The sequence below is a fragment of the Amycolatopsis sp. cmx-8-4 genome (assembly GCF_046548675.1).
Taxonomy (GTDB): Bacteria; Actinomycetota; Actinomycetes; order Mycobacteriales; family Pseudonocardiaceae; genus Amycolatopsis.
Map to the genome: position 1 here is coordinate 21,189 of NZ_JAEBDZ010000010.1, position 24,870 is coordinate 46,058.

Annotated in this window: 21 protein-coding genes and 1 riboswitch; of the genes, 7 read left to right on the forward strand and 14 right to left on the reverse strand. The window is 73.0% G+C overall.

The features are described 5' to 3' along the window. Positions 1–32: 32 nt before the first annotated feature. Positions 33–1,013, reverse strand: a complete 981-nt coding sequence (gene holA / locus ACLJQZ_RS22285; RefSeq protein ID WP_410621842.1) for a DNA polymerase III subunit delta — start codon at positions 1,011–1,013, stop codon at positions 33–35. 136 nt (positions 1,014–1,149) lie between these two features. Further along, positions 1,150–1,283: riboswitch (SAM riboswitch) on the forward strand. 12 nt (positions 1,284–1,295) lie between these two features. Here holA and thrC point away from each other — a divergent pair. Further along, positions 1,296–2,561, forward strand: coding sequence for a threonine synthase (thrC, locus tag ACLJQZ_RS22290; protein ID WP_410621843.1), 1,266 nt, complete (start codon positions 1,296–1,298; stop codon positions 2,559–2,561). A 62-nt stretch (positions 2,562–2,623) separates the two neighbouring features. On the opposite strand, the gene ACLJQZ_RS22295 is transcribed toward thrC, so the two are convergent. The 7 genes from ACLJQZ_RS22295 to nadD all read right to left on the reverse strand — a co-directional run bounded on the left by ACLJQZ_RS22295 (position 2,624) and on the right by nadD (position 9,091). Further along, on the reverse strand, positions 2,624–4,999 hold the full coding sequence (locus ACLJQZ_RS22295) for a ComEC/Rec2 family competence protein (RefSeq protein ID WP_410621844.1): 2,376 nt from the start codon (positions 4,997–4,999) through the stop codon (positions 2,624–2,626). After that, on the reverse strand, positions 4,996–5,712 hold the full coding sequence (locus ACLJQZ_RS22300; protein ID WP_410621845.1) for a helix-hairpin-helix domain-containing protein: 717 nt from the start codon (positions 5,710–5,712) through the stop codon (positions 4,996–4,998). The genes ACLJQZ_RS22295 and ACLJQZ_RS22300 overlap by 4 nt, the downstream gene beginning before the upstream one ends. A 142-nt stretch (positions 5,713–5,854) precedes the next feature. Continuing rightward, the gene (locus ACLJQZ_RS22305; protein WP_410621846.1) at positions 5,855–6,718 is read right to left on the reverse strand and encodes a DegV family protein; all 864 of its coding nucleotides are present in this window, start codon (positions 6,716–6,718) and stop codon (positions 5,855–5,857) included. A gap of 4 nt (positions 6,719–6,722) precedes the next feature. Further along, positions 6,723–7,451 carry a diglucosylglycerate octanoyltransferase gene (gene octT, locus ACLJQZ_RS22310; protein ID WP_410621847.1) on the reverse strand — a complete coding sequence of 243 codons (729 nt, stop codon included), beginning with the start codon at positions 7,449–7,451 and terminating at the stop codon, positions 6,723–6,725. A gap of 3 nt (positions 7,452–7,454) precedes the next feature. Further along, complete coding sequence (locus ACLJQZ_RS22315; protein WP_410621848.1) at positions 7,455–8,069, reverse strand: histidine phosphatase family protein; 615 nt, start codon at positions 8,067–8,069, stop codon at positions 7,455–7,457. Next, entirely contained in the window at positions 8,066–8,461 is a 396-nt protein-coding gene (gene rsfS, locus ACLJQZ_RS22320) for a ribosome silencing factor (RefSeq protein ID WP_247055190.1), read from the reverse strand. The genes ACLJQZ_RS22315 and rsfS overlap by 4 nt, the downstream gene beginning before the upstream one ends. Before the next feature lie 60 nt (positions 8,462–8,521). Next, positions 8,522–9,091, reverse strand: a complete 570-nt coding sequence (gene nadD / locus ACLJQZ_RS22325) for a nicotinate-nucleotide adenylyltransferase (protein ID WP_410622071.1) — start codon at positions 9,089–9,091, stop codon at positions 8,522–8,524. Between the two features lie 197 nt (positions 9,092–9,288). Between nadD and ACLJQZ_RS22330 the strand changes: the two genes are divergently transcribed. The 4 genes from ACLJQZ_RS22330 to ACLJQZ_RS22345 all read left to right on the forward strand — a co-directional run bounded on the left by ACLJQZ_RS22330 (position 9,289) and on the right by ACLJQZ_RS22345 (position 15,357). Beyond that, the gene (locus tag ACLJQZ_RS22330) at positions 9,289–11,400 is read left to right on the forward strand and encodes a RecQ family ATP-dependent DNA helicase (protein WP_410621849.1); all 2,112 of its coding nucleotides are present in this window, start codon (positions 9,289–9,291) and stop codon (positions 11,398–11,400) included. Between the two features lie 429 nt (positions 11,401–11,829). Beyond that, entirely contained in the window at positions 11,830–13,101 is a 1,272-nt protein-coding gene (locus ACLJQZ_RS22335; protein WP_410621850.1) for an MFS transporter, read from the forward strand. 132 nt (positions 13,102–13,233) lie between these two features. Beyond that, positions 13,234–14,955 (forward strand): arginine--tRNA ligase, encoded by a 1,722-nt coding sequence (gene argS, locus ACLJQZ_RS22340; protein ID WP_410621851.1) that lies wholly within the window; start codon positions 13,234–13,236, stop codon positions 14,953–14,955. Between the two features lie 12 nt (positions 14,956–14,967). Beyond that, complete coding sequence (locus tag ACLJQZ_RS22345) at positions 14,968–15,357, forward strand: PPOX class F420-dependent oxidoreductase (RefSeq protein ID WP_410621852.1); 390 nt, start codon at positions 14,968–14,970, stop codon at positions 15,355–15,357. Here ACLJQZ_RS22345 and ACLJQZ_RS22350 read toward each other — a convergent pair. After that, positions 15,344–15,925 carry a TetR/AcrR family transcriptional regulator gene (locus ACLJQZ_RS22350; RefSeq protein WP_410621853.1) on the reverse strand — a complete coding sequence of 194 codons (582 nt, stop codon included), beginning with the start codon at positions 15,923–15,925 and terminating at the stop codon, positions 15,344–15,346. The genes ACLJQZ_RS22345 and ACLJQZ_RS22350 overlap by 14 nt on opposite strands. 58 nt (positions 15,926–15,983) lie before the next feature. Here ACLJQZ_RS22350 and ACLJQZ_RS22355 point away from each other — a divergent pair, with 58 nt between their 5' ends. Beyond that, positions 15,984–16,697 carry an SDR family oxidoreductase gene (locus ACLJQZ_RS22355; protein ID WP_410621854.1) on the forward strand — a complete coding sequence of 238 codons (714 nt, stop codon included), beginning with the start codon at positions 15,984–15,986 and terminating at the stop codon, positions 16,695–16,697. Positions 16,698–16,711: 14 nt separating this feature from the next. Here the strand turns inward: ACLJQZ_RS22355 and ACLJQZ_RS22360 are convergent, their stop codons facing one another. Then, positions 16,712–17,254: a dihydrofolate reductase family protein gene (locus ACLJQZ_RS22360; RefSeq protein WP_410621855.1), complete on the reverse strand. Its 543-nt coding sequence runs from the start codon at positions 17,252–17,254 to the stop codon at positions 16,712–16,714. Between the two features lie 70 nt (positions 17,255–17,324). Next, a complete protein-coding gene (locus ACLJQZ_RS22365; protein ID WP_410621856.1) occupies positions 17,325–20,180 on the reverse strand; it encodes a BTAD domain-containing putative transcriptional regulator in 2,856 nt (951 codons plus the stop codon). Positions 20,181–20,275: 95 nt separating this feature from the next. On the opposite strand from ACLJQZ_RS22365, the gene ACLJQZ_RS22370 reads away from it, so the two are divergent. Further along, entirely contained in the window at positions 20,276–20,749 is a 474-nt protein-coding gene (locus ACLJQZ_RS22370; RefSeq protein ID WP_410621857.1) for an SRPBCC family protein, read from the forward strand. Positions 20,750–20,757: 8 nt separating this feature from the next. On the opposite strand, the gene ACLJQZ_RS22375 is transcribed toward ACLJQZ_RS22370, so the two are convergent. From ACLJQZ_RS22375 to obgE, 3 genes are read right to left on the reverse strand one after another with little or no spacing between them, the layout of a single operon-like run. Beyond that, on the reverse strand, positions 20,758–22,233 hold the full coding sequence (locus ACLJQZ_RS22375; RefSeq protein WP_410621858.1) for a class I adenylate-forming enzyme family protein: 1,476 nt from the start codon (positions 22,231–22,233) through the stop codon (positions 20,758–20,760). Positions 22,234–22,283: 50 nt separating this feature from the next. Beyond that, positions 22,284–23,393 (reverse strand): glutamate 5-kinase, encoded by a 1,110-nt coding sequence (proB, locus tag ACLJQZ_RS22380; protein ID WP_410621859.1) that lies wholly within the window; start codon positions 23,391–23,393, stop codon positions 22,284–22,286. After that, the gene (obgE, locus tag ACLJQZ_RS22385; RefSeq protein WP_410621860.1) at positions 23,390–24,850 is read right to left on the reverse strand and encodes a GTPase ObgE; all 1,461 of its coding nucleotides are present in this window, start codon (positions 24,848–24,850) and stop codon (positions 23,390–23,392) included. Before obgE ends, proB begins: the two co-directional genes overlap by 4 nt. Positions 24,851–24,870: the final 20 nt, after the last annotated feature.

The following is a 24,870-nucleotide window of genomic DNA, read 5'->3' on the forward strand; positions in this document are numbered from 1 at the left end:
AGCCCCGGCCCCGGCCGGGGCTTTCTTCATGCTCAGCGGTCGCCCTTGGCCGCCGCCACCTGCAGGACCGCGCGTTCCAGCGCGTAACCCGGGTCCGCCGCGACGCCCTTGACCTCGGCGTTCAGCCGGGCGACCACCCGCATCGCCGTGGCGAGGCCGTCCTGGTTCCAGCCGCGGGACTGGCCCTGGGCCTTGCGGACCTTCCACGGCGGCATGCCCAGCTCCCCGGCCAGCTGGTTCGGGTTGCCGCGGCCCGCGCCGGAGACGCGGGCGATCGTGCGGACCGCGTCGGCCAGTGCGTCGGCGACCAGGACGTAAGGGACGCCGAGCTGCATCGCCCAGCGCAGCGACTCCAGGGCGGCCGCGCGGTCACCGCTCACCGCCTTCTCCGCCACCGCGAACCCGGTCACGTCGGCGCGGCCGCGGTGGTAGCGGTGGACCGCGTCCGCGTCGACCACCCCGCCGGCGTCCGCGACGAGCTGCATCGCGGCCGAGGAGAGTTCCCGCAGGTCGGAGCCCACGGCGTCGATGAGCGCCGCGACCCCGGCCGGGTCGATCTTGCCGCCCGCCCGGCGCACCTCGTGGCGCACGAACTGCTCCCGCTCGGCGGGCTTGGTCAGCTTCGGGCACTCCGTCACCTCGGCGCCGGCCTTCTTCAGCACCGCCGGGAACGTCTTGCCCGCCTTGCTGCGCCCGCCGCCGGTGTGCACGACGACGAGCACGATCCCGGCCGCCGGGTCCTTCAGGTACGACGTCACGGCGTCGGCCAGCTCCTGCGAGATGTCCTGCGCCGACTCGAGGACGATCACCCGGCCTTCGCTGAACAGCGACGGGCTGACGAGTTCGGCCAGCTCGGGAGCTGTGAGATCGGACACCCGGGCCCGCGTCAGCTCGGCCGTCGCGTCGATCGCGCGGGACGCGGCCAGCGTCTCGCGGACGGCCCGCTCGATCAGCAGTTCTTCCTCACCCAGGACCAGGTGGAGCGGGGCCGGGGCGGTGGCTTGCGCGGTCACCCGGGAATCTTCTCACTTGCTGCATCGTGCGCCCGCTCCGGTGATGTCGAGCGGCCACCATGGCACGGCTCGAGTGCCATGTCGTACGGTGTCCTGGAGGCGGCGCGCTTTCTCGCGCGCTCCGACAACTGAATACCGCTCATCCAGAGGGGCAGAGGGAACGGCCCGACGAAGCCCCGGCAACCGGCGTACAGCCTGTCATCCCGCGATCGCGGGATAGCTGACGACCACGGTGCCAATTCCGGCCCGCTTCGGCGGGGCAGATGAGGAAGGAACCTCGCGATGACCGCAACCCTCGGCACGACCTCCACCACCAAGACCCCGGATCTCGGACCGGCCGTCGAACTGGTGTCGAAGGAAGAGGGCCACCGGCAGCCGCTCGCCCCCGAGTTCGTCTCCGCCGAAGACTTCTCGCCGCTCGAGGTCGCCTACGACTTCGGCCGCGTCCGCCGCGAAGACATCGAGGCCGGCCCCAAGAACATCTGGCGCTACAAGAAGCTCCTCCCGGTTCCGTCCAACATCGAAGAGATCCCGAACACCGAGCCCGGCGCGACGCGGCTGATCCGCGCCGACCGCCTGGCCAAGGAGCTCGGCCTCAAGCGCCTGTGGGTCAAGGACGACACCGGCAACCCGACGCACTCCTTCAAGGACCGCGTGGTCGCCGTCGCGCTGGCCGCGGCCCGCGAGTTCGGCTTCGAGGTGCTCGCCTGTCCCTCGACCGGCAACCTGGCCAACGCCGTCGCCGCCGCGGCGGCGCGCGCGGGCTGGAAGTCGGTCGTGCTGATCCCCAAGTCTCTCGAGCGCGCCAAGATCCTCACCACCGCGGTGTACGACGGCGACCTGATCGCCGTCGACGGCAACTACGACGACGTCAACCGGCTCGCCACCGAGCTGGCCGGTGAGCACCCGAGCTGGGCCTTCGTGAACGTCAACGTCCGCCCGTACTACTCCGAGGGCTCGAAGACACTCGCCTTCGAGGTCGCCGAGCAGCTCGGCTGGCGGATCCCGCCGCAGATCGTCGTGCCGATCGCCTCCGGTTCACAGCTCACCAAGGTGGACAAGGGTTTCCGCGAGCTGGGCCAGCTCGGCCTGGTGGACGCCAGCCCGTACAAGGTGTTCGGCGCCCAGGCCACCGGCTGCTCGCCGGTCTCGGCCGCGTTCCGCGCCGGCCAGGACGTCGTCCAGCCGGTGAAGCCGGACACCATCGCCCGCTCGCTGGCGATCGGCAACCCGGCCGACGGCCCGTACGTGCTCGACATCGTCAACCGCACCGGCGGCTCGATCGAGGACGTCACCGACGAAGAGGTCGTCGAAGGCATCCGGCTGCTGGCCCGCACCGAGGGCATCTTCACCGAGACGGCCGGCGGGGTCACCGTCGCCACGGCGAAGAAGCTGATCGAGACGGGCAAGCTGGACCCGGACGCCGAGACCGTCCTCCTCATCACCGGCGACGGCCTCAAGACCCTCGACGCCATCGAGAACCATGTCGGCCCCAAGGCGACCGTGCCGGCTTCGGCCGCGGCCGTGAACAAGGCCCTCGGCTACTGACGTCTCCCCGCCGGGGCGAGCCACGCTTGCCCCGGCGGGAACTCGTTGCCGGGCAACGGAAGTCAGCGGCGGGGCGGGCCGCGTGGCTCGCCTCGGCGGGCTATCGCCGGGCCCGACGGGTCCGGGACCACAGCGGTGTCGCCGTCGACGTCGGTCCGGGTCACCAGGGCACCCAGCGCCGTCAGAGTGTCTACTGTGGACTTGCTCGGGTGGCCGTAGGTGTTGCCCGCGCCGACGCTGATGAGCGCCGCGCGCGGGGCCACCGCGGCGAGGAAGGCCGGCAGCGAGTACCGCGAGCCGTGGTGGGGCACCTTGAGCACCTCCGCTTTCAGGTCTCCGACATCGGCCAGCAGGTCCGACTGGGCCGCCAGTTCGACGTCACCCGTCATCAGCACCCGGCCAGCGGCCGTTTCCGCCCGCAGGACGACCGAGCTGTTGTTGATCGTCGTGCCGTCCTGCAGGCCGGCCGAGCGCGACGGCACGTACCGCGGCCCGAGCACGTCGAGCGCCAGCCCGGGCAGGTCGACCCGCTCTCCCGGGCTCAGCTCCACCAATGGCACGCCGCGACGGGACGCCTCCGCGGCGACCTGCCGCCACGCCCACTCCGGCGTGCGCCCCGGCCCGACGGCGATCCCGCCGACCGACCGGCCGTCGAAGACCGACGCGAGCCCGCCGATGTGGTCGGCGTGCAGGTGGCTCAGCACCAGCAACGGGATGCGGTCGACCGACAGCCGGTGCAGGCACTCGTCGACCGGCCCCGGCTCGGGCCCGGTGTCCACCACCACGGCCCGCCCCGGCTCGGCCGTCGCCAGCACGACCGCGTCACCCTGGCCGACGTCGCACTCGACCATCGCCCAGTTCCGCGGCGGCCACGCGGGCGCGAGCACCCGCACCGGCACGAACACCAGCAACGCGCCGACGATCAGCACCGCCAGGAGCAGCCGGACCCGCCGGTACCGCGCGGCGAACACGAGCACCGCGAGGACGGCCGCCGCGAGCAGCGCGCCCGCCCAGCCGCCGGGCCAGGGAACGACCGCGCCCGGGGCTCGCGCGCCGTGCCGCGCCACGAAGATCAGCCACTCGGCCTCCGGGCCGGCCAGGTGCACCAGGAACGTCCCGGCGCCCGGCCACCACGGCCCGACGACCGTCGCCAGCACCCCGAGCACCGTCGCCGGCGCGACGACGGGCGCGGCGAGGACATTGGTCACCACCGACACCAGGCTCACCGTGCCCGCCATCCCGGCCAGCACCGGCGCCGTCACCACGAAGGCGGCGAGCGGGATCGCCAGCCCTTCGGCGAAGCCCGGCGGGACGCCGCGGCGGACCAGCACGCCCGCCCAGCGCGGAGCCAGCAGGACGAGCCCGGCGGTGGCGAAGACCGACAACGCGAACCCGAAGTCCGTGGCCATCGCCGGATCCGCCACGACCAGCACGCAGACCGCGAAGGCCAGCGCGGGCAGCGCCGAGCCCCGCCGGCCCAGTGCCAGGGCCAGCAACGCGACCGCCGCCATGACCCCGGCACGCAGCACACTCGGTTCGGGACCGACCAGGACCAGGAACCCGGCCAGGCACAGGCCCGCCGCGACGGCCGACAACCGCGGGCCCAGTCGAAGCACTCGCAGCAGAAGCAGGACCGCGCCGCACGCGACCGCGAGGTTTCCCCCGCTGACCGCCGTCAGGTGAGCGAGCCCCGCCGTGACGAACTCCTGCTCGACCCGAGGGGACAATCCGCTCGTGTCGCCCAGGACCAGGCCCGGTAGCAAGCCCGCGGGTTCCTCCGGCAGGGTCTGGCTCAGGTCGTGCAGGCCGGCTCGCAGTCCGGCCGCGGCCTCCTGCCACCACGGCGCCGGGCCCGGCTCACCCGGCGGGCCACGCACGGACAGCACCGCCACGGTCAGGTCCGCGCCACGCGGCGGCATCAGCAGGCCAGCCACCGAAACATCCTGGCCTGGCAGCACGCCCGCCCAGTCCGCGACCGGCGCGAGCAGCAGGACCCGCCCGGACGAGACGACCGGCCGGCCGTCGACAGACGCGGTGCGCACGTCGGCGGACAGGACCACGGACCGGGCGCCCGCCTGCCGATCGGCGTACCCCGCGCTCCGCACCGGCTTCGGCCGCTCCGCGACGACCACCCTGAGCGTCGCGGGCAGTCCCTGGGCCGCGGCCGCACGCAGGCCGTCCCGCTCGGCGTCGTGGATCCGCCAGGCGATCGGACCGGCGGCGACCAGGCCGAGCACCAGCAGCGCCGCCGCCGCGCCGCGCACCCGGCCACGCGCCCGCCAGAGCAGCACCCCGGCCGGCACGGCCGCGGCGAGACCGACGGCGACCGCCGTCCACCAGCCGAGCAGCAGCCCGGCCAGGGCGGCGAGCCAGCACGCGAGCGCCGCCGGGACCAGCCGCATGTCCTGCCGGGTGTCGGTCGTGGGAATGGTGCTCATCCGACCGTCACCTGCTCGCGGAGCTTCTCGAACTTGCTTTCGCCGATGCCGTCGACGTCGCGCAGTTGCTCGACTTTCGTGAAGCCGCCGTGCTCCGCGCGCCACTGGACGATCCGCTTGGCCATCACCTCGCCGACGCCGGGCAGGGTGTCCAGCTGGTCCGGGCTCGCCGCGTTGAGGTCGACCTTCCCGCCGCCGCCTTCGGGGGCACCGGGCGGTGCGACGGGCGCCGGGATCCCGACCGCGAGCTGCTCGCCGTCGGTCACCTTGCGGGCGAGGTTCACGGCGCTGAGGTCCGCGCCGGGGTCGGTTCCCCCGGCGGCGCGCAGCACGTCGGCGACGCGGGATCCCTGGGGCACGGTGACCAGGCCGGGCGACCGGACACGGCCGATCACGCTGACGACGAGACCGGCCTTCGGTGCGGCCGGAGCTTCGGCCGCGGGTTTCGCGCTGGGCAGCGGAGGCGGTGGCTCGGGCGCCGGACGGCCGCCCAGCAGCGCGACCGAGCCGAGGACGAGCACCACGACGGCCACGAAGACACCGGCGAACGCCCAGCGGCGCCGGCCCGCGCCGGTCGCTCCGCCCGGCAGCCAGCGCCGGACCAACCGACCGCCGGGCCCGACCGTGCTCGCGTCGGGCGAGAGCTGGTCGGCCAGCCAGGCGAGCCGGTCGTTGACGGGGAGGCCCGGATCCCGGGCGGGCTGCTCGAACACACGATCGACGTTAGGGGCCGCGGGGAGGCGGGCGACAGGGGTGGCGCCGCGTCCTGTGGACAACTGGGGTGTTGTGGACGGATGCCGCCGGCCGGGCCCGGGAACGGCGGTTTTCGTCGTACCCGGATGAGATGCTGGAGGGTCAGGCCTCCGGCCGGGCCGGCACCGTGCGCTGCACGACCACGCCCAGCACTCCGGGCCCGGTGTGCGCGCCGATCACCGCGCCCAGCTCCGAGACCACGCAGCCCGCCGACCGCGGCACGGCTTCTTCCAGCCGGTTCGCCAGCTCGACCGCCCGGTCCGGCGACGCGAGGTGGTGGACGGCGAGCTCGACGTCGTCGTCGTCCGCGGCCCGGGCCGCCAGTTCGACCAGCCGCGCGATCGCCCGGTTCATGGTCCGGACCTTCTCCAGCGGCAGGATCCGGCCGTCGGACATGTGCAGCACCGGCTTCACCGCCAGCGCCGTCCCGAGCAGCGCCGCCGCCGGGCCGATCCGGCCCCCGCGGCGCAGGTACTCCAGGGTTTCCACGACGAACAACGTCGACGAGCACTTGGCCGCGGTCATCGCCGCCGCCTCGACCGCCTTCGGATCCGCGCCGGCCGCCGCGGCGTCCGCGGCGTGCAGCGCGGCGAACCCGAGGCCCATCGCGGTCGTGCGCGAGTCGACCACGCGCACCCGGTCCGGCCCGACCTCCTGGGCCGCCAGTACCGCCGCTTCCCAGGTGCCCGACAGCTCACGGGAGAGGTGGATGGAGACGATCGCGTCCGCGCCGTCGGCGAGCGCCGCGCGGAACTCCTTCGCGAACTCGGCCGGGGTCGGCCGGGACGTCGTGACGATCTTGCGCTGGCTCATCGCCTCGGCGACCGCCGCCGGGCCGGTTTCCACGCCGTCGAGCGACACCACGCCGTCGACCAGGACGTGCAGCGGCACCACCCGGACCTCGTGCCGTTCGGCGAACCCCTCCGGCAGGTGGGCGGTGGAATCCGTGACTACGGCGACCGACACGCCGTCAGCCTACGTGGCCGGGGGTCGCCACCGGGGCCAGCAACACGGACATCGCCTCGCCCACGGCGGCGTGCCCGGCCCAGCCCCAGTGCATGCCGTCCGGGTTGCCCTCGCCGCTCAGGACGTGCTCGCCGACGACCTCTTTCAGGTCCAGCAACGGTACGCCGGCGCGCGCGCCCCAGGCCCTCATCGCGGCCTCGGCAGCCGGCCGCGCGGTGTGCACACCGCCGTAGGCCGCGGCCCGGTGCACCGACGGCAGCATCCCGAAGATCGGCAGCTCGGGACGCAGGACACGCAACGCTTCCACGGCGGTGTCGAGGTACTGCACGGTCAGCTTCACCGGCAGCACCCGCGGACGGCCGCGGAACGCGACCGACAACCGCGGCTGCGCGGCGAGATAAGCCCTGCGCGCCACCCGTCGCACCGAATCGGGGCGCAGGTACTTCAGCCCGCCGCGCAAGTAGGTCGGCAACGGCGAAGGCAGCGTGTCCATGCTCCCGATCGCCAGCACGACGGCGTCGACGTGGTGCAGGTCGGCCCAGACGCGCGGATCTCCGGTGAGCGACCACCAGACGTCGCGGGCGGTCCAGCCGATCCCGGCGACCAGGTCGGCGGTGCCGCCGAGGGCCGCCGCCGCGATGTTCGGCCACAGCCGCGGTTCGTCCGCGGCGCAGGGCCCCTCGGGGCCGTGAAAGCTCAGCGAATCGCCGAACACCAACAGGTGTGGGGCCATCGGCTAGCCGGTCATCCCCGCGTTGTAGGCGTGCAGCCGCCACTTGCCGTCGCGCAGGCCGAGCTCGACCCAGTGGCAGTTGGCGATCCCGCCGAGGGACGGCCAGATCTCGACCGGCAGCTTCAGCAGCCCCGCTGTGAGGGCGATGATCAGCCCGCCGTGCGCGGCCAGCAGCACGGTGTCGCCGACGTCGGAGTTGGCCTGCTGCAGGTCGGACACGACCTCGCCGGCGCGCTCGGCGACGTCGAGCCGGTTCTCGCCGCCCGGCGGGGCCCAGGTCGCGTCGGTGCGCCAGCGGGCGCGTTCACCGGGGTACTCGGCGTCGACCTCGGCGCCGGTCTTCCCCTGCCACTCGCCCAGGTGCGTCTCGCGCAGCCGCTTGTCGATGCGCAGCGGGACGCCGATGGCTTCGGTGAGCACGGTCGCCGTGTCGGTCGCGCGACGCAGGTCGGACGCGATCACGAGGTCCGGGGAGAACCGGGCCAGCGCGGGGACGGCGAAGCGAGCCTGGTTCCAGCCGACCGGGGTCAGCGCCGAGTCCAGGTGACCCTGCATCCGCCCGGCGGCGTTGTAGTCCGTCTCGCCGTGGCGCCAGAGCACCAGCCGCCGCGGGCTCACCGGGCGTCCGCGTCCTCATCGGCGGGCGGCTCCTCGAGACCGGCCACCTCGATCCGCGGGCAGTCCTTCCACAGCCGTTCGAGGCCGTAGAAGCTGCGCTCCTCGACGTGCTGGACGTGCACGACGACGTCGACGTAGTCGAGCAGGACCCAGCGGCCCTCGCGGGCGCCTTCGCGGCGGACCGGCTTGTGCCCGGCCACCCGCAGCTGCTCCTCGACGTTGTCGACGATCGCGCCGACCAGGCGCTCGTTGGGCGCGGAGGCGATGACGAAGGCGTCGGTGATGACGAGCTGCTCGGACACGTCCAGCACGACGACGTCGCTGGCCTTCTTGTCCGCCGCCGCGTGTGCGGCCGCTACGGCCAGCTCTCGTGCCTCGGACGTGGCTGTCACGGTGCTCCTTTTCCGGATCGGGTTCGCCCGAGAAGAGTACCCGCCGCGACCAGCGGTGCTTCAGTCGCTCTTCCGGTAGAGATCCTTCTTGGTGATGTAGCGGACGACGCCGTCGGGAACGAGGTACCAGACCGGCTCCCCGCGCTCGACGCGGTCGCGGCAGCCGGTGGACGAAATCGCCATCGCGGTGACCTCGACGAGACTCACCTTCCCGCTGGGCAGGTGGTGCGAATTGAGCCGGTAGCCGGGCCGCGTGACGCCGATGAAGTGCGCGAAGTCGAACAGCTCGTCGGCCTTGTGCCAGGTGAGGATCTGCTCGAGCGCGTCGGCGCCGGTGATGAAGTAGAGCTGGTCGTCGGGGTACTCGGCGTGGAGGTCGCGCAGGGTGTCGACGGTGTAGGTCTGGCCGGCGCGGTCGATGTCCACGCGGCTGACCGAGAAGACCGGGTTGGACGCGGTCGCGATGACCGTCATCAGGTAGCGGTCCTCGGCCTTGGTGACCTTGCGGTCGGTCTTCTGCCAGGGCTGCCCGGTGGGCACGAAGATCACTTCGTCGAGCCCGAACCGGGACTGGACCTCGCTCGCCGCGACGAGGTGGCCGTGGTGCACGGGGTCGAAAGTGCCGCCCATGACCCCGATCCGCCGTGGTGACATGGGACCCGAGCCTATACACCGGACCCGTGGGCCGTCCGGTCCAGCAGCACACCTCGCCCGACCGTGCAGGAACTGTGATTCAGCTCACATTACGGCCGGTATTCGACACGAACGGTCCGTTCGCGCCGCCGCCGATTCCCGGTTCGTCGGTGCCATGGGGTAGACGTGGGGACGTGGACACCACCAGCACCACCCCAGCACTCCGCGACCGCGCCGAGACCCTTCTCCGGGCGCTCGCCGGCGACTCGGCGAAGCTGCGCGAAGACCAGTGGACGGCCATCGAGGCCTTGGTCGCGGAGCGGCGTCGCGCGCTCGTCGTGCAACGCACCGGGTGGGGCAAGTCGGCGGTCTACTTCCTGGCCACGGCTCTGCTGCGCGAACAGGGCAGCGGGCCGACGGTGATCGTCTCGCCGCTGCTGGCCCTGATGCGCAACCAGATCTCGGCGGCGGCGAAGGCCGGGATCCACGCGGCGACGATGAACTCCGCGAACCCGCAGGAGTGGGAGCACGTCCAGGCGTCGGTCGCGGCCGGCGAGATCGACGTCCTGCTCGTCAGCCCCGAACGGCTGAACAACCCGGACTTCCGCGACAACGTGCTGCCGAAGCTGACCGCGAGCACCGGCCTGCTGGTGGTCGACGAAGCGCACTGCATCTCCGACTGGGGCCATGACTTCCGGCCGGACTACCGGCGGCTGCGCACGCTGCTGGGCGACCTGCCCGACGGCGTGCCGGTGCTGGCGACCACCGCGACGGCGAACGACCGCGTCGTCACCGACGTCGCCGAGCAGCTGGGCATGGGCAGCGGCGGCGACACGCTCGTGCTGCGCGGCAGCCTCGACCGCGAGAGCCTGCGGCTGTCGGTCTGCCGGCTGCCGACGTCGCAGGCGCGGCTCGCGTGGCTCGCGGAGCACCTGGCCGAGCTGCCGGGGTCGGGGATCATCTACACACTGACGGTCGCGGCGGCGCACGACGTCGCCTCCCTGCTGAAGGACCGCGGCTACCCGGTGGCGGCCTACACCGGGAAGACCGACCCGGCCGACCGGCAGGCGGCCGAGGACGACCTGCTCGGCAACCGCGTCAAGGCGCTGGTCGCGACGTCGGCGCTGGGCATGGGGTTCGACAAACCGGACCTCGGGTTCGTCGTGCACCTCGGGGCGCCGTCGTCGCCGATCGCGTACTACCAGCAGGTCGGCCGCGCCGGGCGCGGTGTGGAGCGCGCGGAGGTCGTCCTGCTGCCCGGCGAGGAGGACCGGGCGATCTGGGCGTACTTCGGGTCGCTGGCGTTCCCCGACGAGCTGCGGGTGACGCAGGTGCTGAACTCGCTCGCCTACGCCGACCGTCCACTTTCGACGGCCGCGCTCGAGCCGTCGGTGGAGCTTTCCCGCTCCCGCCTGGAAATGGTGCTCAAGGTGCTGGACGTCGACGGCGCGGTCCGGCGCGTGAAGGGCGGCTGGGAGAGCACGGGCGAAGACTGGCAGTACGACCGCAGCCGCTACCAGCGCGTCGCGGAAGCGCGTGACCGCGAGCAGGAAGCGATGCTCGGTTACCTGGCGACCGGCAGCTGCCGGATGGAGTACCTGCGGCGTCAGCTCGACGACCCCGACGCGGCGCCGTGCGGGCGGTGCGACAACTGCACCGGGCAGCACTGGGACACGTCGGTGACCGACGAGGTCGTCAACGCGACGCGGGAACGCCTGCAGCGTCCGGGCGTCGAGGTCGCGCCGCGGAAGCAGTGGCCCACCGGGATGTCCTCTTTGGACGTTCCGGTCTCCGGCCGGATCGGCGCCGACGACCAGGCCGAACCGGGGCAGGTCCTCGGGCGGCTGACGGACGTCGGCTGGGGCAACCGGCTGCGGGAGCTCGTCGGCCCGACGGCGCAGGACGCGGACGTGCCGGACTCGGTGTTCAAGGCGTGCGTACAGGTGCTGGCCGGGTGGCAGTGGTCGGAGCGGCCGGTGGCGGTGGTCGCGGTGCCGTCGTCGTCGCGACCGCGGCTGGTCTACAGCCTCGCGACGCGGCTGGCGGACATCGGCAAGCTCGACTTCCTCGGGGCGCTCGACGCGGACGGCCCGCCGCCGCGCCAGGCGAACAGCGCGCAACGGCTCGCCGACCTGTGGCGGCGGCTGAGCATGCCGGCCGACCTGGCCGCGGCGTTGCCCACGGGGCCGATCCTGCTGGTCGACGACGTCATCGACACCGGCTGGACGATGACGTTGGCGACACGGCTGCTGCGGCGGGCCGGGGCGCCCGCGGTGCTGCCGTTCGCGCTGGCCAGCACGGCCTGATCCCGAGGCGCCTGGCGGATTCTGCTGAGGAGGCGTACTGGCGGGCGGGCCGACGCGCGTGCTTGAGCCCCGATTTCGCGTGACCGGCGGCGGAACTCGCGTGATTGCGCGCGGATCTCGCGTTTTCGAAGGCGGTTCTCGCGTGTTCGGGCGGGCATCGCGCGTGATTGGGGAGGCATCACGCGTGATCAGAGGGACGACACGCGTACCCAGACAGCGAACTCGCGTACCTGAGCGGTCGGCTCGCGTACCTGGAGGGTCGGGTCGCGTACCTGGAGGGTCGGGTTGGGGAGGTGGCCGACAAGGCGCTGAGCTGGGCCGTCGAGCAGACGGCGGGTTCCGCCGACTGAATCGGGCGGTCGGGATCTTTCGTACTGCGGGGGGATGTGGCAAAGTCGCGTTCCACCTTCGGGGGACGTGGAGGCTGCCATGACCGTGCGGGTCCAGCACCGGCTGCCGGTGCGCAAGCTGTTCGCGGCGAGCGCGGGCAACGCGCTGGAGTGGTTCGACTGGACGATCTACGCGACGTTCAGCATCTACTTCGCCGGCGCGTTCTTCCCGTCCGGCAACGACACGCTCGCCCTGATCAACACGTTCGCCACCTACGCGCTCGCGTTCTTCTTCCGCCCGCTCGGCGGTGTCCTGCTCGGGCGCTTCGCCGACACCCGCGGCCGCAAGCCCGCCATGATCCTCACCATCGTGCTCATGGCGGGCGGCTCGGTCGCGATCGGCGTGCTGCCGACGTTCGCGCAGGTCGGCTGGCTCGCGCCGCTCCTGCTGCTGCTCGCCCGGATCGCGCAGGGGCTCTCGCTCGGCGGTGAGGTGTCGAACGCGTCGGCCTACCTGGGCGAGATCGCGCCGGCCGCGCGGCGGGGCCGGTACTCGGCGTTCTTCTACATCTCGACCGGCTCCGCGGTGCTCGTCGCGACCGTGCTCGGGTTCGTGCTGTCGCGGACGCTCGACAAGGCGCAGCTCGCGTCCTGGGGCTGGCGGCTGCCGTTCCTGCTGGGCGGCGTCTTCGGCATGGTCGGACTGTGGCTGCGCCGCAGCCTCGCCGAGACCGAGCTGTTCGAGCAGACGAAGACCAAGGCGCGCAAGCTCGAGCGGCCGCTGCTGACCACGCTGACGCACCACCCGAAGGCCGTCGGCCGGCTCGTCGGGTTCTCCATGCTCTCGACGCTCTGCTACTACACGTTCTTCAGCGCGCTCACGTCGTTCGCGGTGAAGAACCGGCACGCCGACGCCGGCGCCGTGTTCCTCGCGCTGTCCGTCGGCACGGTGCTGTTCATCGCGCTGCAGTACCCGATGGGCGCGCTCGCGGACCGGGTCGGGCGGAAGCCGCAGCTGCTCGTGTGGTCCGCGGCGACCGCCGTCGTGATCGTGCCACTGTCCACTTTGATCGGTCCGGACGTCGGCGGCCTGCTCGTCGTGTTCTGCGTCGGGCTCGGGCTGTACACGGCGATGACGTCGATCGCGCCCGCGATCATGAGCGAGCTGTTCCCCACCGAGCTGCGCGGGCTGGGGATCGGCGCCTGGTACAACCTGACCGTCGCCGTCTTCGGCGGGACCGCTCCCCTGCTCATCACGGTGTTCGGCGCGATCTCGCCGACGCTCTACTTCTGGTATGTCGCCGCCGGTGCCGCGATCGCGTTCGCCGTGATCCTGACCCTGCCGGAGACGAAGGGCAGCGAGCTGGGGTAATCCCTTCGTCGCCGGTCGGTCGCGCTCGCTAGGCTGTGACATCCGGGGCTCCGCCCCGTGCCGGGGGCTTCGCCACACTGACCCCCTCAAGCAGTTGAGGCTTCCGCTGACCGAGCCCGAAGGAGGGACACCGTGCACACCGCCGACGTTACCGAGGAGCTGGCGCGCCGCGTGGTGGCCGCCGCCGGCCGGGCCCTGGACGTGGAACTGACGCCGGAGCAGGCGCTGGTCCAGGCGTCGCCGCGTGACGGCGTCGACTACCAGGCCAACCTCGCGATGAGCCTCGGCAAGAAGCTCGGCCGGCCGCCGCGCGAGGTCGCGACGCTGATCGCCGGCGCCGTGGAGCTGGACGGGATCGCGGAGCCGCCCGAAATCGCCGGGCCGGGCTTCCTCAACTTCGTGCTGCGCAAGGACTGGCTGGAATCGCGCACGGCCGCGGTGCTCGGCGACGCGCGGCTCGGCGTGCCGAAGACGGCCGGGCCGCGCACGATCGCGCTCGACTACAGCAGCCCGAACGTCGCGAAGGAGATGCACGTCGGGCACCTGCGCTCGTCCGTGATCGGCGACGCCCTCGCGCGCCTGCTGCGCTTCGCGGGCCACGAAGTGTTGCCGCACAACCACCTCGGCGACTGGGGTACGCCGTTCGGCATGCTCATCGAGCACCTGCTCGACGTCCCGTCCGAGCAGCGCGCGATCGCCGACCTCGACGCGTTCTACCGCGAAGCGCGCCGGAAGTTCGACAGCGACGAAGCATTCGCGACGCGGGCGCGCACCCGCGTCGTGCTGCTGCAGAGCGGCGACGAAGACACCCTCGCCGTGTGGCAGACCCTCGTCGACGAGTCGACCCGGCACTTCGACGAGGTCTACGCCCTGCTCGGGATCTCCTTGACGGACAAGGACATCTACGGCGAGAGCTTCTACAACCCGTACCTCGCCGCGGTCGTCGACGATCTCGAAGCGGCCGGGCTGACCGAACTCAGCGACGGCGCCGTCTGCGTGTTCCCGGAGGGGTTCCGCAACCGGGAAGGCGACCGGCTGCCGCTGATCGTCCGCAAGCGCGACGGCGGCTACGGCTACGCCGCCACGGACCTGGCCACCGTCCGGTACTGGACGACCGAGCGCGGCGCGACCGACCTGCTCTACGTCGTCGGGACTCCGCAGGCGCAGCACTTCGCGATGGTCTTCTCCATCTGCCGCACGGCGGGCTGGCTGACCGGGCACGCCGAGCACGTCGGCTTCGGCACCGTGCTGGGCGCGGACGGCAAGACGATGCGGACGCGGGCCGGCGAGACGATCAAGCTGGTCGACCTGCTCACCGAAGCCGTGACGCAGGCCGCCGTGGTCGTCGCCGAACGCAGTGAGCTCGACGCGGCCGGGCAGGCCGCGGTCGCCCGCGCGGTGGGCATCGGCGCGGTCAAGTACGCCGACCTCTCCGGCGACCGCGAGCGCGACTACGTCTTCGCCTGGGACCGCATGCTCGCCAAGGAGGGCAACACCTCGGTGTACCTCCAATACGCACACGCGCGGACGCGCTCGATCCTGCGCAAGGCGGGCGGCGAACCCGAAGGCACGCGGATCCTGCTGGACGAGCCGGCGGAACGGGCGCTCGCGCTGAAGCTGCTGCGGTTCGGCGAAGCCCTCCAGGCCGCGACGAGCGCGTACGCTCCGCACAAGCTCTGCACGTACCTTTACGAGACCGCGGTCTCGTTTTCCCGGTTCTACGACGATTGTCCGGTCCTCAAGGCACCGACCCCCGAGCTGCGCGCGTCCCGGCTGCGGTTGACTACGCTGACGGCGCACACGCTCGCGCTCGGGCTTTCCCTGCTCGGCATCGACGCGCCCGACCAGCTCTAGCGGGAGACCACTGTGGAACTGCCCGGCGACCTGCTCGCCCTGCTGCGCGAGCCCAGCCTCTGCTTCCTGGCGACGTCGATGCCGGACGGCTCGCCGCAGCTCACCCAGACCTGGGTGGACACCGACGGCACGCACGTCCTGGTGAACACCGTGCTGGGCCACCAGAAGCAGCGCAACATCGAGCGTGACCCGCGGGTGGCGCTCAACGTCGCCGACCGCGAGCGGCCGTCGCGCTACTACGCGATCCGCGGCCAGGTCGTCGAAATGACCGAAGACGGCGCCGTCGAGCACATCGAGAAGCTGGCGCAGCGGTACCTCGGCGGGCCGTACCCCTGGTGGGGCGGGCGCGACCAGACGCGGCTGCTGCTGACGATCAAGCCGGACCGGATCAGCGGGACGTAGGCGCCAGCAGCGCCACCAGTTCGTCGGCCAGGCCGGGGCCGATCGGCTCGAGGGTCGCCAGGAGCCGGTACCAGAGCGTGCCGAACACGACGTCGATCACCGTGCCGGGGGTGACCCCGGGCGGGAGTTCGGCGCGCCCGCGGGCGCGCTCGACGATCTCGCCGAGCGCGTCGCGGCGGCGGACCAGGAAGTCTTCGCGGAAGCGCTTGCCGAACTCCGGGTCGATCTGCGCCTGCGCCATCAGCGCCCGCAGGGTGTCCGCGACCTGCGACTTCGTGTCCAGCGCGTAGGTGCGGTCGAGGAAGAGCGCGAGGTCGGCGCGGAACGACCCCTCGTCGGGGATCGGGACCTGCAGGTCCGCCTTCGTCGCGAGCGCGTCCAGGAGCACGTCGGCCTTCGACGGCCACCAGCGGTAGATCGTCTGCTTGCCGACGCCCGAACGCGCGGCGATGCCTTCGACGGTCAGCGCGCCGTAACCCGACTCGGCGACCAGTTCGAGCGTCGCGACGAGGATCGCCAGCTTGCTCTGCTCACTGCGCTTGCGGCCGGGACGGGACTGGTCGGTCATGGGATCCGATGGTACCGTCAATTTCGAAACGAGACGTACCGGTTCGAAATGAGGAAGCATGAGTATCGCTCTTGTCGCCGGCGGCACCTCGGGCATCGGCCTGGCGACCGCGCGACGGCTGCACGACCAGGGTTACGACGTCCACATCACCGGGCGGGGCAAGGAACGCCTCGACGACGTCGCCGCGAGCGACCCGCGGCTGACCGGGCACCGGGCCGACGGCGGCGATGCCGCGGCCATGGCCGCGCTGGCCGGGTCGCTCGGCACCATCGACGTACTGGTGGTGAGCCTGTCCGGCACCGAAGGCCTGGGGCCGATCGCCGAGCTGGACCTGGCGATGCTGCGCCGCGCCTTCGACGCGAAGTTCTGGGCGCACCTGACGACGATCCAGGCCGTCCTGCCGCACCTGGCCGAGGCCGGCTCGATCACCCTGCTCGGCGCGATCAGCGCCCGGGCCTCGATGCCCGGCACGGCCGGGATCGGCGCGCTCAACGCGGCGGTCGAAGCCCTGGTCAAGCCCCTGGCCGTCGAGCTGGCGCCGCGCCGCGTCAACGCCGTCTCCCCCGGCGTCGTCGACACGGCGTGGTGGAGCGGGTTCCCGGCCGAGATGCGGGCCGGGTTCTTCGCCCAGACGGCCGCGCAGGTGCCGGTGCGGCGGGTCGCGACCGCCGACGACGTGGCCGAGGTGGTCGCCCTGGCGGCGACCAACCCCAACCTCAGCGGCACCGTGCTGGAAGCCGACGGCGGCGCCCACCTGGTGTCCGTCGGCTGACGCACCCCAAGCCGTCAGCTCCGGGGCTCGGACAGGACGAGGACCACCGTGCCGCTCGCGAACGTGCGGGTCTCGACCTTGCCGAACATCCCGGTGACGCCCGCGCCGAAGAGCTGCTCGCCGGCGCCGCGCAGCACCGGGTGGATCCACAGCCGCAGCTCGTCGAGCAGCCCGTGCGTGACGAGCGTGCGGGCGACGGGACCGTAGCCGTACACCAGGATGTCCGCGCCCGGTGCCTGCTTCAGCTCCCGCACGGCATCGGGCAGGTCACCGGTCAGCACGGTCGTGTTGTTCCACTCCGGCGAGGTCAGGGTGGTCGAGGCGACGTACTTGGCCATCTTGTTCATGGTGTCGCTGAACTCGTCACCGCTGCGGGCCGGCCACGCTTCGGCGAAGCTGTGGTAGGTGGCCCGGCCCATCAGCAGGGCGTCGCTGGCGCGCAGCTGGTCGAGCGCGAACGCGCCGGCGGCCTCGTCGAAGTAGTCCAGGGACCACAGGTGCGGCTCGGAGACGACGCCGTCGAGGGTCACGTAGGTCGAGTTGACGATCTTGCGCATCGGAGTCTCCCGGGTTCGGTTGCAGGGCCCCGAGATTCGGCGGCAACGCTTCCGGTGGGCTATCGACGCGCTATCGGCCGCCGCTCGCGTGCTGCGCGACGTCGGCGAGGAGCAGCTCGGCCTGGCGAGCGTGCTCCGCGGCCGTCACGGCGTCCCCGGCCAGCTCGCCGAGCCGCCGGTGCGCCCGCGCCTGCAGGTGCCGGTCGCCGGTCACGCCGGCCACGGTGACCGCCTCGGTGAACCGGGCGGTGGCCGTGACGGCGTCTCCCGCCGCGACGGCGACCCGGCCCTGACCGAACAACGCGTACCCGACGCCGATCCGGTCCCCCAGACCGGAAGCGATCTCCAGGACCCGGTCCACCGCCACCCCGGCGGCGCCGACCCGGCCGGCGGCGAGGTCGACGTCGGCGCTGCGGTAGAGGATCTGCGCTTCGGTGCGTGACGCACCCGCGTCCCGCGCGAGCCGCAGCGCCTCGGCCACCTGGCCGGCGGCGTCACCGAGCGCGCGAGCGTCGAGGTCGAGGCGGGCGAGTTCGGACCGCGCGTGTGCTTCGCCGCTGCGGTCGCCGGCCGCGTGCAGGAGCGGCAACGCCTCGGTGGCGCAGGCCCGGGCCGCGGCGAGGTCGCCGTTCAGCCGCCGGACCGTGGCCAGCTGCCGGAGCGTCGCGCCGACGCCGTGGCCGATCCCGGCGGCGCGGAACCCAGCCAGCGCGGGTTCGAGGAGCCGGGCGGCGTCGTCGGGGCGGCCCTGGTGGACGAGCAGGGCGCCCAGCGAATAGCGGGCCGCGGCGGCGCCGACCGCGTCACCTGCCCGGTCCGCCGACGTGATCGCGAGCTGCGCGATCTCCCGCCAGTCGTCGAAGTAGCCGCGGATCTCGAACAGCGCCGCGGCCGTGACGGCCAGCTCCCAGCACAGGTCGTCCCACTCCGCGGCCGCCGCTTCCCGCACGGCCGTGACGAGCGCGAAGCGCTCTTCGTCGACCCACTGCAACGGCGCCCGGCGGACGGCGGCCGTCGCCGAGGCCGGCGGCTCCCGGCGGGGCGCGGTCCCGCGCAGGTCGAGGCGATCGCCGAACTCGGGGCGCTGGGCCTGCTCGGCGAGGCCGAGCCAGCCGGAGCCGAGGCGGCGCAGGGCCGCCGCGTGCTCGGCGACGCTGTCCTCGGCCGCCGCGCGCTCGGTCGCGAAGACGCGCACGAGGTCGTGGAACCGCCAGCGCCGGGACAACGCCGAGGGCGGGGCGCCGTCGGCGATCAGGTTGGCTTCGAGCAGTTCCGCGAGCGCGTCTTCGGCCGCGACGTGCGGGAGGTCCAGCAGCGCGCCCGGCGCCCAGTGTGGCAGGTCGGGGTGCCGTGGGGTGGCCATCCGGCGGAACAGGGACCGGGCCGGGTCGCTCAAGCCGTGGTAGGACAACGCGATCGTCGACCGCAGCTGGACCCCGCGGAAGGACAGCTCGTCCAGCCGCCGTTTCTCGTCGGTCAGCCGGTCCAGCAGGTCGCCGAGCGCCCAGTGGTCGCGGGACGCGAGCTTCGCCCCGGCGATGCTCAGCGCGAGCGGCAGCCGGTCGCACGCGGCGACGAGCGCCTCGGCCGCCTCCGGTTCGGCGCTCAGCCGTTCGTCGCCGACGAACGTCGCGAGCAGCCGCAGCGCGACGTCCTCCTCGAGCACGTCGAGCTGGACGCCGGCCGCGCCGGGCAGGCCGGTGAGCCGCGCCCGTGACGTCGTGAGGACCGCGCAGCCGGCCGAGCCGGGCAGCAACGGCAGGACGTCCGCCTCCCGCCGGACGCCGTCGAGCACGACGAGGACCCGCCGGTCGGCCAGCCGCGTGCGGTACAGCTCGGCGCGTTCGCGCGGATCGCGGGGCAGCAGCTCCTCGGCCATGCCCAGAGCGCGCAGGAAACTGCCGAGCACCCGCGCCGACCAGGTCGTGCTGTCCTCGGCCGAGTCGTCGTGCAGGTCGGCGTAGAGCTGCCCGTCCGGGAACTGCGCGGCGAGCTCGTGCGCGGCCCGCACCGCCAGCGCCGACTTGCCCACGCCGCCGGCGCCGGAGATCCCGACGACCCGGACCGCGAACGGCGTCTGCGGGTCGGCGGGACCGCACAACCGCGCGCTGATGGCGCGCAACGCGGCGTCGCGGCCGGTGAAGTTGGTGGCGGGCGCGGGCAGCTGACGCGGCACGGGCGGCGCGACGACGTCCCGCACGGCCGGCCGCTCCCCGGCCAGGATCGCGGCCTGCAGGTCACGCAGCTCCGGGCCCGGTTCGACGCCGAGCTCGTCGACCAGGACGTCCCGCGCCCGCCGGAACGCGGTCAGCGCGTCGGCCCGGCGGCCGTCGCGGTGCAGCGCCCGCATGAGCAGCAGGTGCAGGTGCTCCCGCAGCGGGTGCTCGTCGACCAGGGCGGTGAGCTCGGGCAGGACGTCGTCGCCGCGCTCGAGCCGGGCCCGGACGCGCTGCTCGACCAGGTCCAGCCGGCGTTCCGCGAGCCGGGTGGCCGCGCGGGTCAGCGCATCGCTGTCCAGGCCGGCGAACGCGGGACCGCGCCACAACGCGAGCGCCGCTTCGCAGGCGTCGTCGTCCGTCCGGGCCCGCACGGCCAGCTCCGCGAACCGCGTCAGATCGAGGTCTCCGGCGGCGACGTCGAGCCGGTAGCCCGGCGCGCGGGTGGTGATCGTCGCGAACCCGCCGGCATCCCGCAGCCGGCGGCGCAGCGCGGACACGCAGATCTGGACCTGCGATCGGGCCGTCGCCGGCGGCTGCTCGCCCCAGAGCGCGTCGACCAGCCGGTCGGCCCCGACCTCGCGGTTGGCGTCGAGCGCGAGCACGGCGAGCACGACCGACTCGCGTGGGCTGCCCACGGGCGTGGCCGGGGACCCGAGCTCGGCGGGTCCGAGCAGGCGGAGTCGCGGCGGCGTGGCGGGCTCGGTCATCGCCACCAGTGTCGTCCATAGCGGATCGATAGCGGCCGGATGGGCCGTCCGGCGAAGGTGGCTCCGGTAACCGAAGAACCTGAGGAGTGGTCCGGATGTCCGAAATGGAAACAGTGGAAACTGTGGAAACGCCGCACGAGCTGGTGCTCACCGACACCTTCCCGGTGTCCCGCGACGAGGTGTGGGCGGCGTGGACCGACCCTGCGCGGTTCGCGAGCTGGTGGGTCGGCCCCGGCTTCCGCACCCACGACCTGGTCATGGAGGTCGAGCCGCGCGGCCGGTTCGCCGCGAAGCAGTCGTCCGAGGCCGGCGACTTCACCATGCCGTTCGCCGGGTTCTACGTCGACGTCGTCCCGGGTGAACGGCTGGTGCTCGGGCTCAGCGACGACCCGTCGCCGGACGAGCCGATGCGCACCGAGATGACCGTGACGCTGACGGAGGTCGACGGCGGCACCCGCCAGGAGTTCCGGCAGACCGGCGTGGTGACCGACGAGCACTTCGCGGCGCTGGAAGCCGGGACGCGGGTCTTCTTCGACCAGCTCGGCGCGCAGCTGGCCGGCCGGGGCTGAGCGCGGTCTCACAGCCCGGCCAGCTCGCGCCGCTTGATCTTCCCCGACGGTGTCGCGGGCAGCCGGTCGACGAACCGGACCAGCCGCGGCCGCTTGTACGGGGCGAGGTGCGGGGTCGTGAACGCGATCAGCTCGTCGGCCGTGGCGGTCTCGCCGGGGCGCAGGACGACGTACGCGCAGGCCAGCTCCCCCTTGACGGCGTCCGGCACCGGCCCGGCGGCGACCATCGCGACGGCCGGGTGCCCGGCGAGCACCCGCTCGATCTCGGCCGGGTAGACGTTGTAGCCGCCGGTGATGATCAGGTCCTTCTTGCGGTCGACGACGAACAGGTGGCCGGTGGGGTCCCGGTAGCCGAGGTCGCCGGTGCGCAGCCAGCCGTCCGCGTCGATCGTCTCGGCGGTGGCTTCGGGCCGGTCGTGGTACCCGAGCATCACGACGGGCCCGCGCACCATCAGCTCGCCGCGGACGCCGTCCGGCGCGTCGCGGGCCGGATCGTCGAGGTCGGCGACGCGGATCTGCACGCCGGGGTAGGCGACGCCGATGGAGCCGAGGACCTCGGGCGCGTGCGGGCTGTGCGTGGTGGCGTGCCCGGACAGTTCGGTCATCCCCCAGACCTGCAGCAGCGGCGCGCCACTGCGCTCTTGCCAGGCCCGCATGGTCGTGACGGCGATCGTCTGGCCGCCGACCGTGCTGCGGGTCAGCGACGAGAGGTCCGCGCGCGCGAGGGCCGGGTCGGCGAGCAGCATCGCGTACATCGCGGGCACGCCTTCGAAGATGGTCGCGCGGTGCTCTTCGATCGCGGCGAAGACGTCTCCGGGTGAGAACCGTTCGCGCAGCACCACGGTTCCGCCGGCGCAGAACGTGCTGTGCACGGCGACGTTGCCGTAGACGTGCGGGAGCGGCAACGCGGTGACGACGACGTCGTCTTCACGGCGGGCGTGCATCGTGGCGGTGAGCGCGCAGTTGACCAGGACGCCGTAGTGGCTCTGCACCGCGCCTTTCGGGTGGCCGGTGGTGCCGGAGGTGTAGGCGATGGTGCACGGACCGTCCACGTCGACCGGTTCCCGGGGGGCCGCTTCGAGCAGGTCCGCGAACGGGACGGCGTCTTCGCCGTTGTCGAGGTCCACGACGAGCTCGACGCCGGTGACCCGCTCGCGCAGCGCGCTGGTCGTGATCACGGCCGCGGCCCGGCAGTCCTGGGTGACGTAGCCGAGTTCTTCGGCGGTGAGCAGGGCGTTGGCCGGGTTGACGAGCGCGCCGGCCCGCAGGACGCCGTGGTAGGCGGCCAGCCATTCCCAGCGGTTGGGCGCGTAGAGCGTCACGACGTCGCCGGGGGTGATGCCGCGGTCACGCAGGCCGCCGGCCACGGCCGCCGCGGCCGCGTCCAGCTCGCGATAGGTCAGCGTGCGCGTCGCGGTGACGAGCGCGGTCCGGTCGGGGTGGCGCCGCGCGGCGGTGCGGAGGATGTCGGCGGGGCCGGTCATGCGCGGAGCCTAGAACGGGGCGTTCGGGACAGGTCCCCGATCAGCGGCTTTCAGCGGCGCAGCGGGACGAGGTCGTCGGCGTGCACGACCTCGCGTCGTTGCTCCGGCGGCAGCTCGGGGGTCGAGCGGCCGATCAGGTCCGGCAGCTCGGCCGCGTCGAACGCCACCACTCCACGCGCCACCGCGCGGTCCTTCGTGTCGACCAGGTCGACGACGTCGCCGGCCTGGAAGTCGCCCTCGACGCCGACGATGCCGGCCGCCAGCAGGGACCTGCGGCGGCGGACCACCGCCGTCACCGCGCCGTCGTCGATGCGGAGCTTGCCCGTGGTATCCGCCGCGTAGCCCAGCCAGAAGCGGCGGGCCGACAGGCGGGTGTCCGCCGGCGCGAACGCGGTTCCCGGCGACGCCGTCGTCAAGGCCGGGGACGCCTCCGACGCCGCCGCGAGCAGGACCGGGATGCCCGCCCCCGCCGCGGTGCGGGCCGCAGCCAGTTTGGACACCATGCCGCCCGTGCCCAGCCCGGAGCTGGACATGCCGACCGAGATACCGTCCACATCGGACTCCGAGAGCACCTCGGCGAGCTTGCGGGTGGCGCCCTCGCGCGGGTCGCCGTCGTACAGACCGTCCACATCGGACAGCAGGATCAGGGCGTCGGCGCCGATCAGGTGCGCCACCAGGGCGGCGAGCCGGTCGTTGTCGCCGAAGCGGATTTCCTCGGTGGCCACCGTGTCGTTCTCGTTGACCACCGGAACCGCGCCGAGCGCCAGCAGCCGCGAGAACGTCCGCTGCGCGTTGCGGTAGTGCGAACGGCGCACGACGTCGTCGGAGGTGAGCAGCACCTGCCCGACCGTGAGTGAATACCGCCCGAACGACTCGGCGTAGGCGTGCGCCAAGGCGAGCTGCCCGACGCTCGCCGCCGCCTGCTGGGTGGCGAGGTCCTTCGGCCGCTTGCCGAGCGAAAGCGGCGCCAGGCCGGCGCCGATCGCGCCGGAGGAGACCAGCACGATCTGCGTGTCCCGGCCGACCCGCTCGGCGATCGCGTCGACCAGCGCGTCGAGCCGGGCCGCGTCGAGGCCGCTGCCCGCGGTGGTCAGCGCCGAGGAACCGACCTTGACCACCAGCCGCCGGGCGGCGGCGATCGCCTCCCGCGTGCCGCTCACGCGTCCAGGTCCCCGTCGGCGCCTTCCGGCTCGTCCGGGCCGTCACGCCGGATCCGGCGGGCTTCCTTGCGCTCGGACGCGCCGATCCGGTCGTGGTTCTCGAGCCGGACGTCGGTGCCGCGGCCGGACAGGTGCATCGCGACGCTCGGTGTCGACGGCTGCCACTCGAACTGGACGTCGCCGATCGTGACCGGGCTGCCCGGGCGCGCGCCGAGCTTCGCCAGCTTGTCCTCGACGCCGAGGCGGTTGAGGCGGTCGGCGAGGTAGCCGACGGCTTCGTCGTTGCCGAAGCTCGTCTGGCGGATCCACCGCTCCGGGCGCGAGCCGCGCACGATGAAGGCGCCCTCTTCTTCCGGATCGACCTCGACGGTGAACCCTTCGTCGTTGACGGCGAGGGGCCGCAGCACGATCGTCTCCGGCTCCAGCACCGGCTGCATCTCGCGGTACTCCTCGACCACCTTGGCGAGCGCGAAGGTCAGCTCACGCAGGCCCTTGCGCGACGCCGTGGAGATCTCGAACACCTGGAGACCACGGGCTTCGAACTCCGGCCGGACGAACTCGGCGAGCTCGGCGGCTTCCGGGACGTCGATCTTGTTGAGGACGACCACGCGCGGGCGCTCTTCGAGCTTCCCGCCGAGGCCCGGCGTGTACTTCGAGAGCTCCAGCTCCAGCGCGTCCACATCGGACACCGGGTCGCGGCCGGGCTCCAGCGTCGCGCAGTCGACGACGTGCACCAGCACCGCGCAGCGCTCGATGTGGCGCAGGAAGTCGAGCCCGAGGCCCTTGCCTTCGGACGCGCCGGGGATCAGGCCGGGGACGTCGGCCATCGTGAAGACGGTGTCGCCACCGGTGATCACGCCGAGGTTCGGCACGAGCGTGGTGAACGGGTAGTCGGCGATCTTCGGCTTGGCCGCGGACAGCACCGAGATCAGCGAAGACTTGCCGGCGGACGGGAAGCCGAGCAGGCCAACGTCGGCGACCGAACGCAGCTCCAGCACGAGGTTGCGGGCTTCGCCCGGCTCGCCCAGCAGCGCGAACCCGGGCGCCTTGCGCGCCTTCGACGACAGCGCGCGGTTGCCGAGGCCACCGCGGCCGCCCTGCGCCGCGACGAACGTGGTGCCCGGGCCGATCAGGTCGGCGACCATCTCGCCGTCTTCGGTGAACACGACGGTGCCGGACGGCACCTTCATCACCAGGGTCTCCCCCGCCGCACCCGCGCGGTCGCCGCCCTGACCCAGCTTGCCGCTGCCCGCCTTGGCGTGCGGGCGGAAGTGGAAGTCGAGCAGGGTGTGCACGTTCGGGTCGACGACCAGCAGGACGTCACCGCCGTTGCCGCCGTTGCCGCCGTCCGGGCCACCGAGGGGCTTGAACTTCTCGCGGTGCACCGAGGCGCAGCCGTTCCCACCGTCACCGGCGGTCAGGTGGATCACCGCGCGGTCCACGAAACGGGACGCCATGACTTGCCTCTTTCATTCGC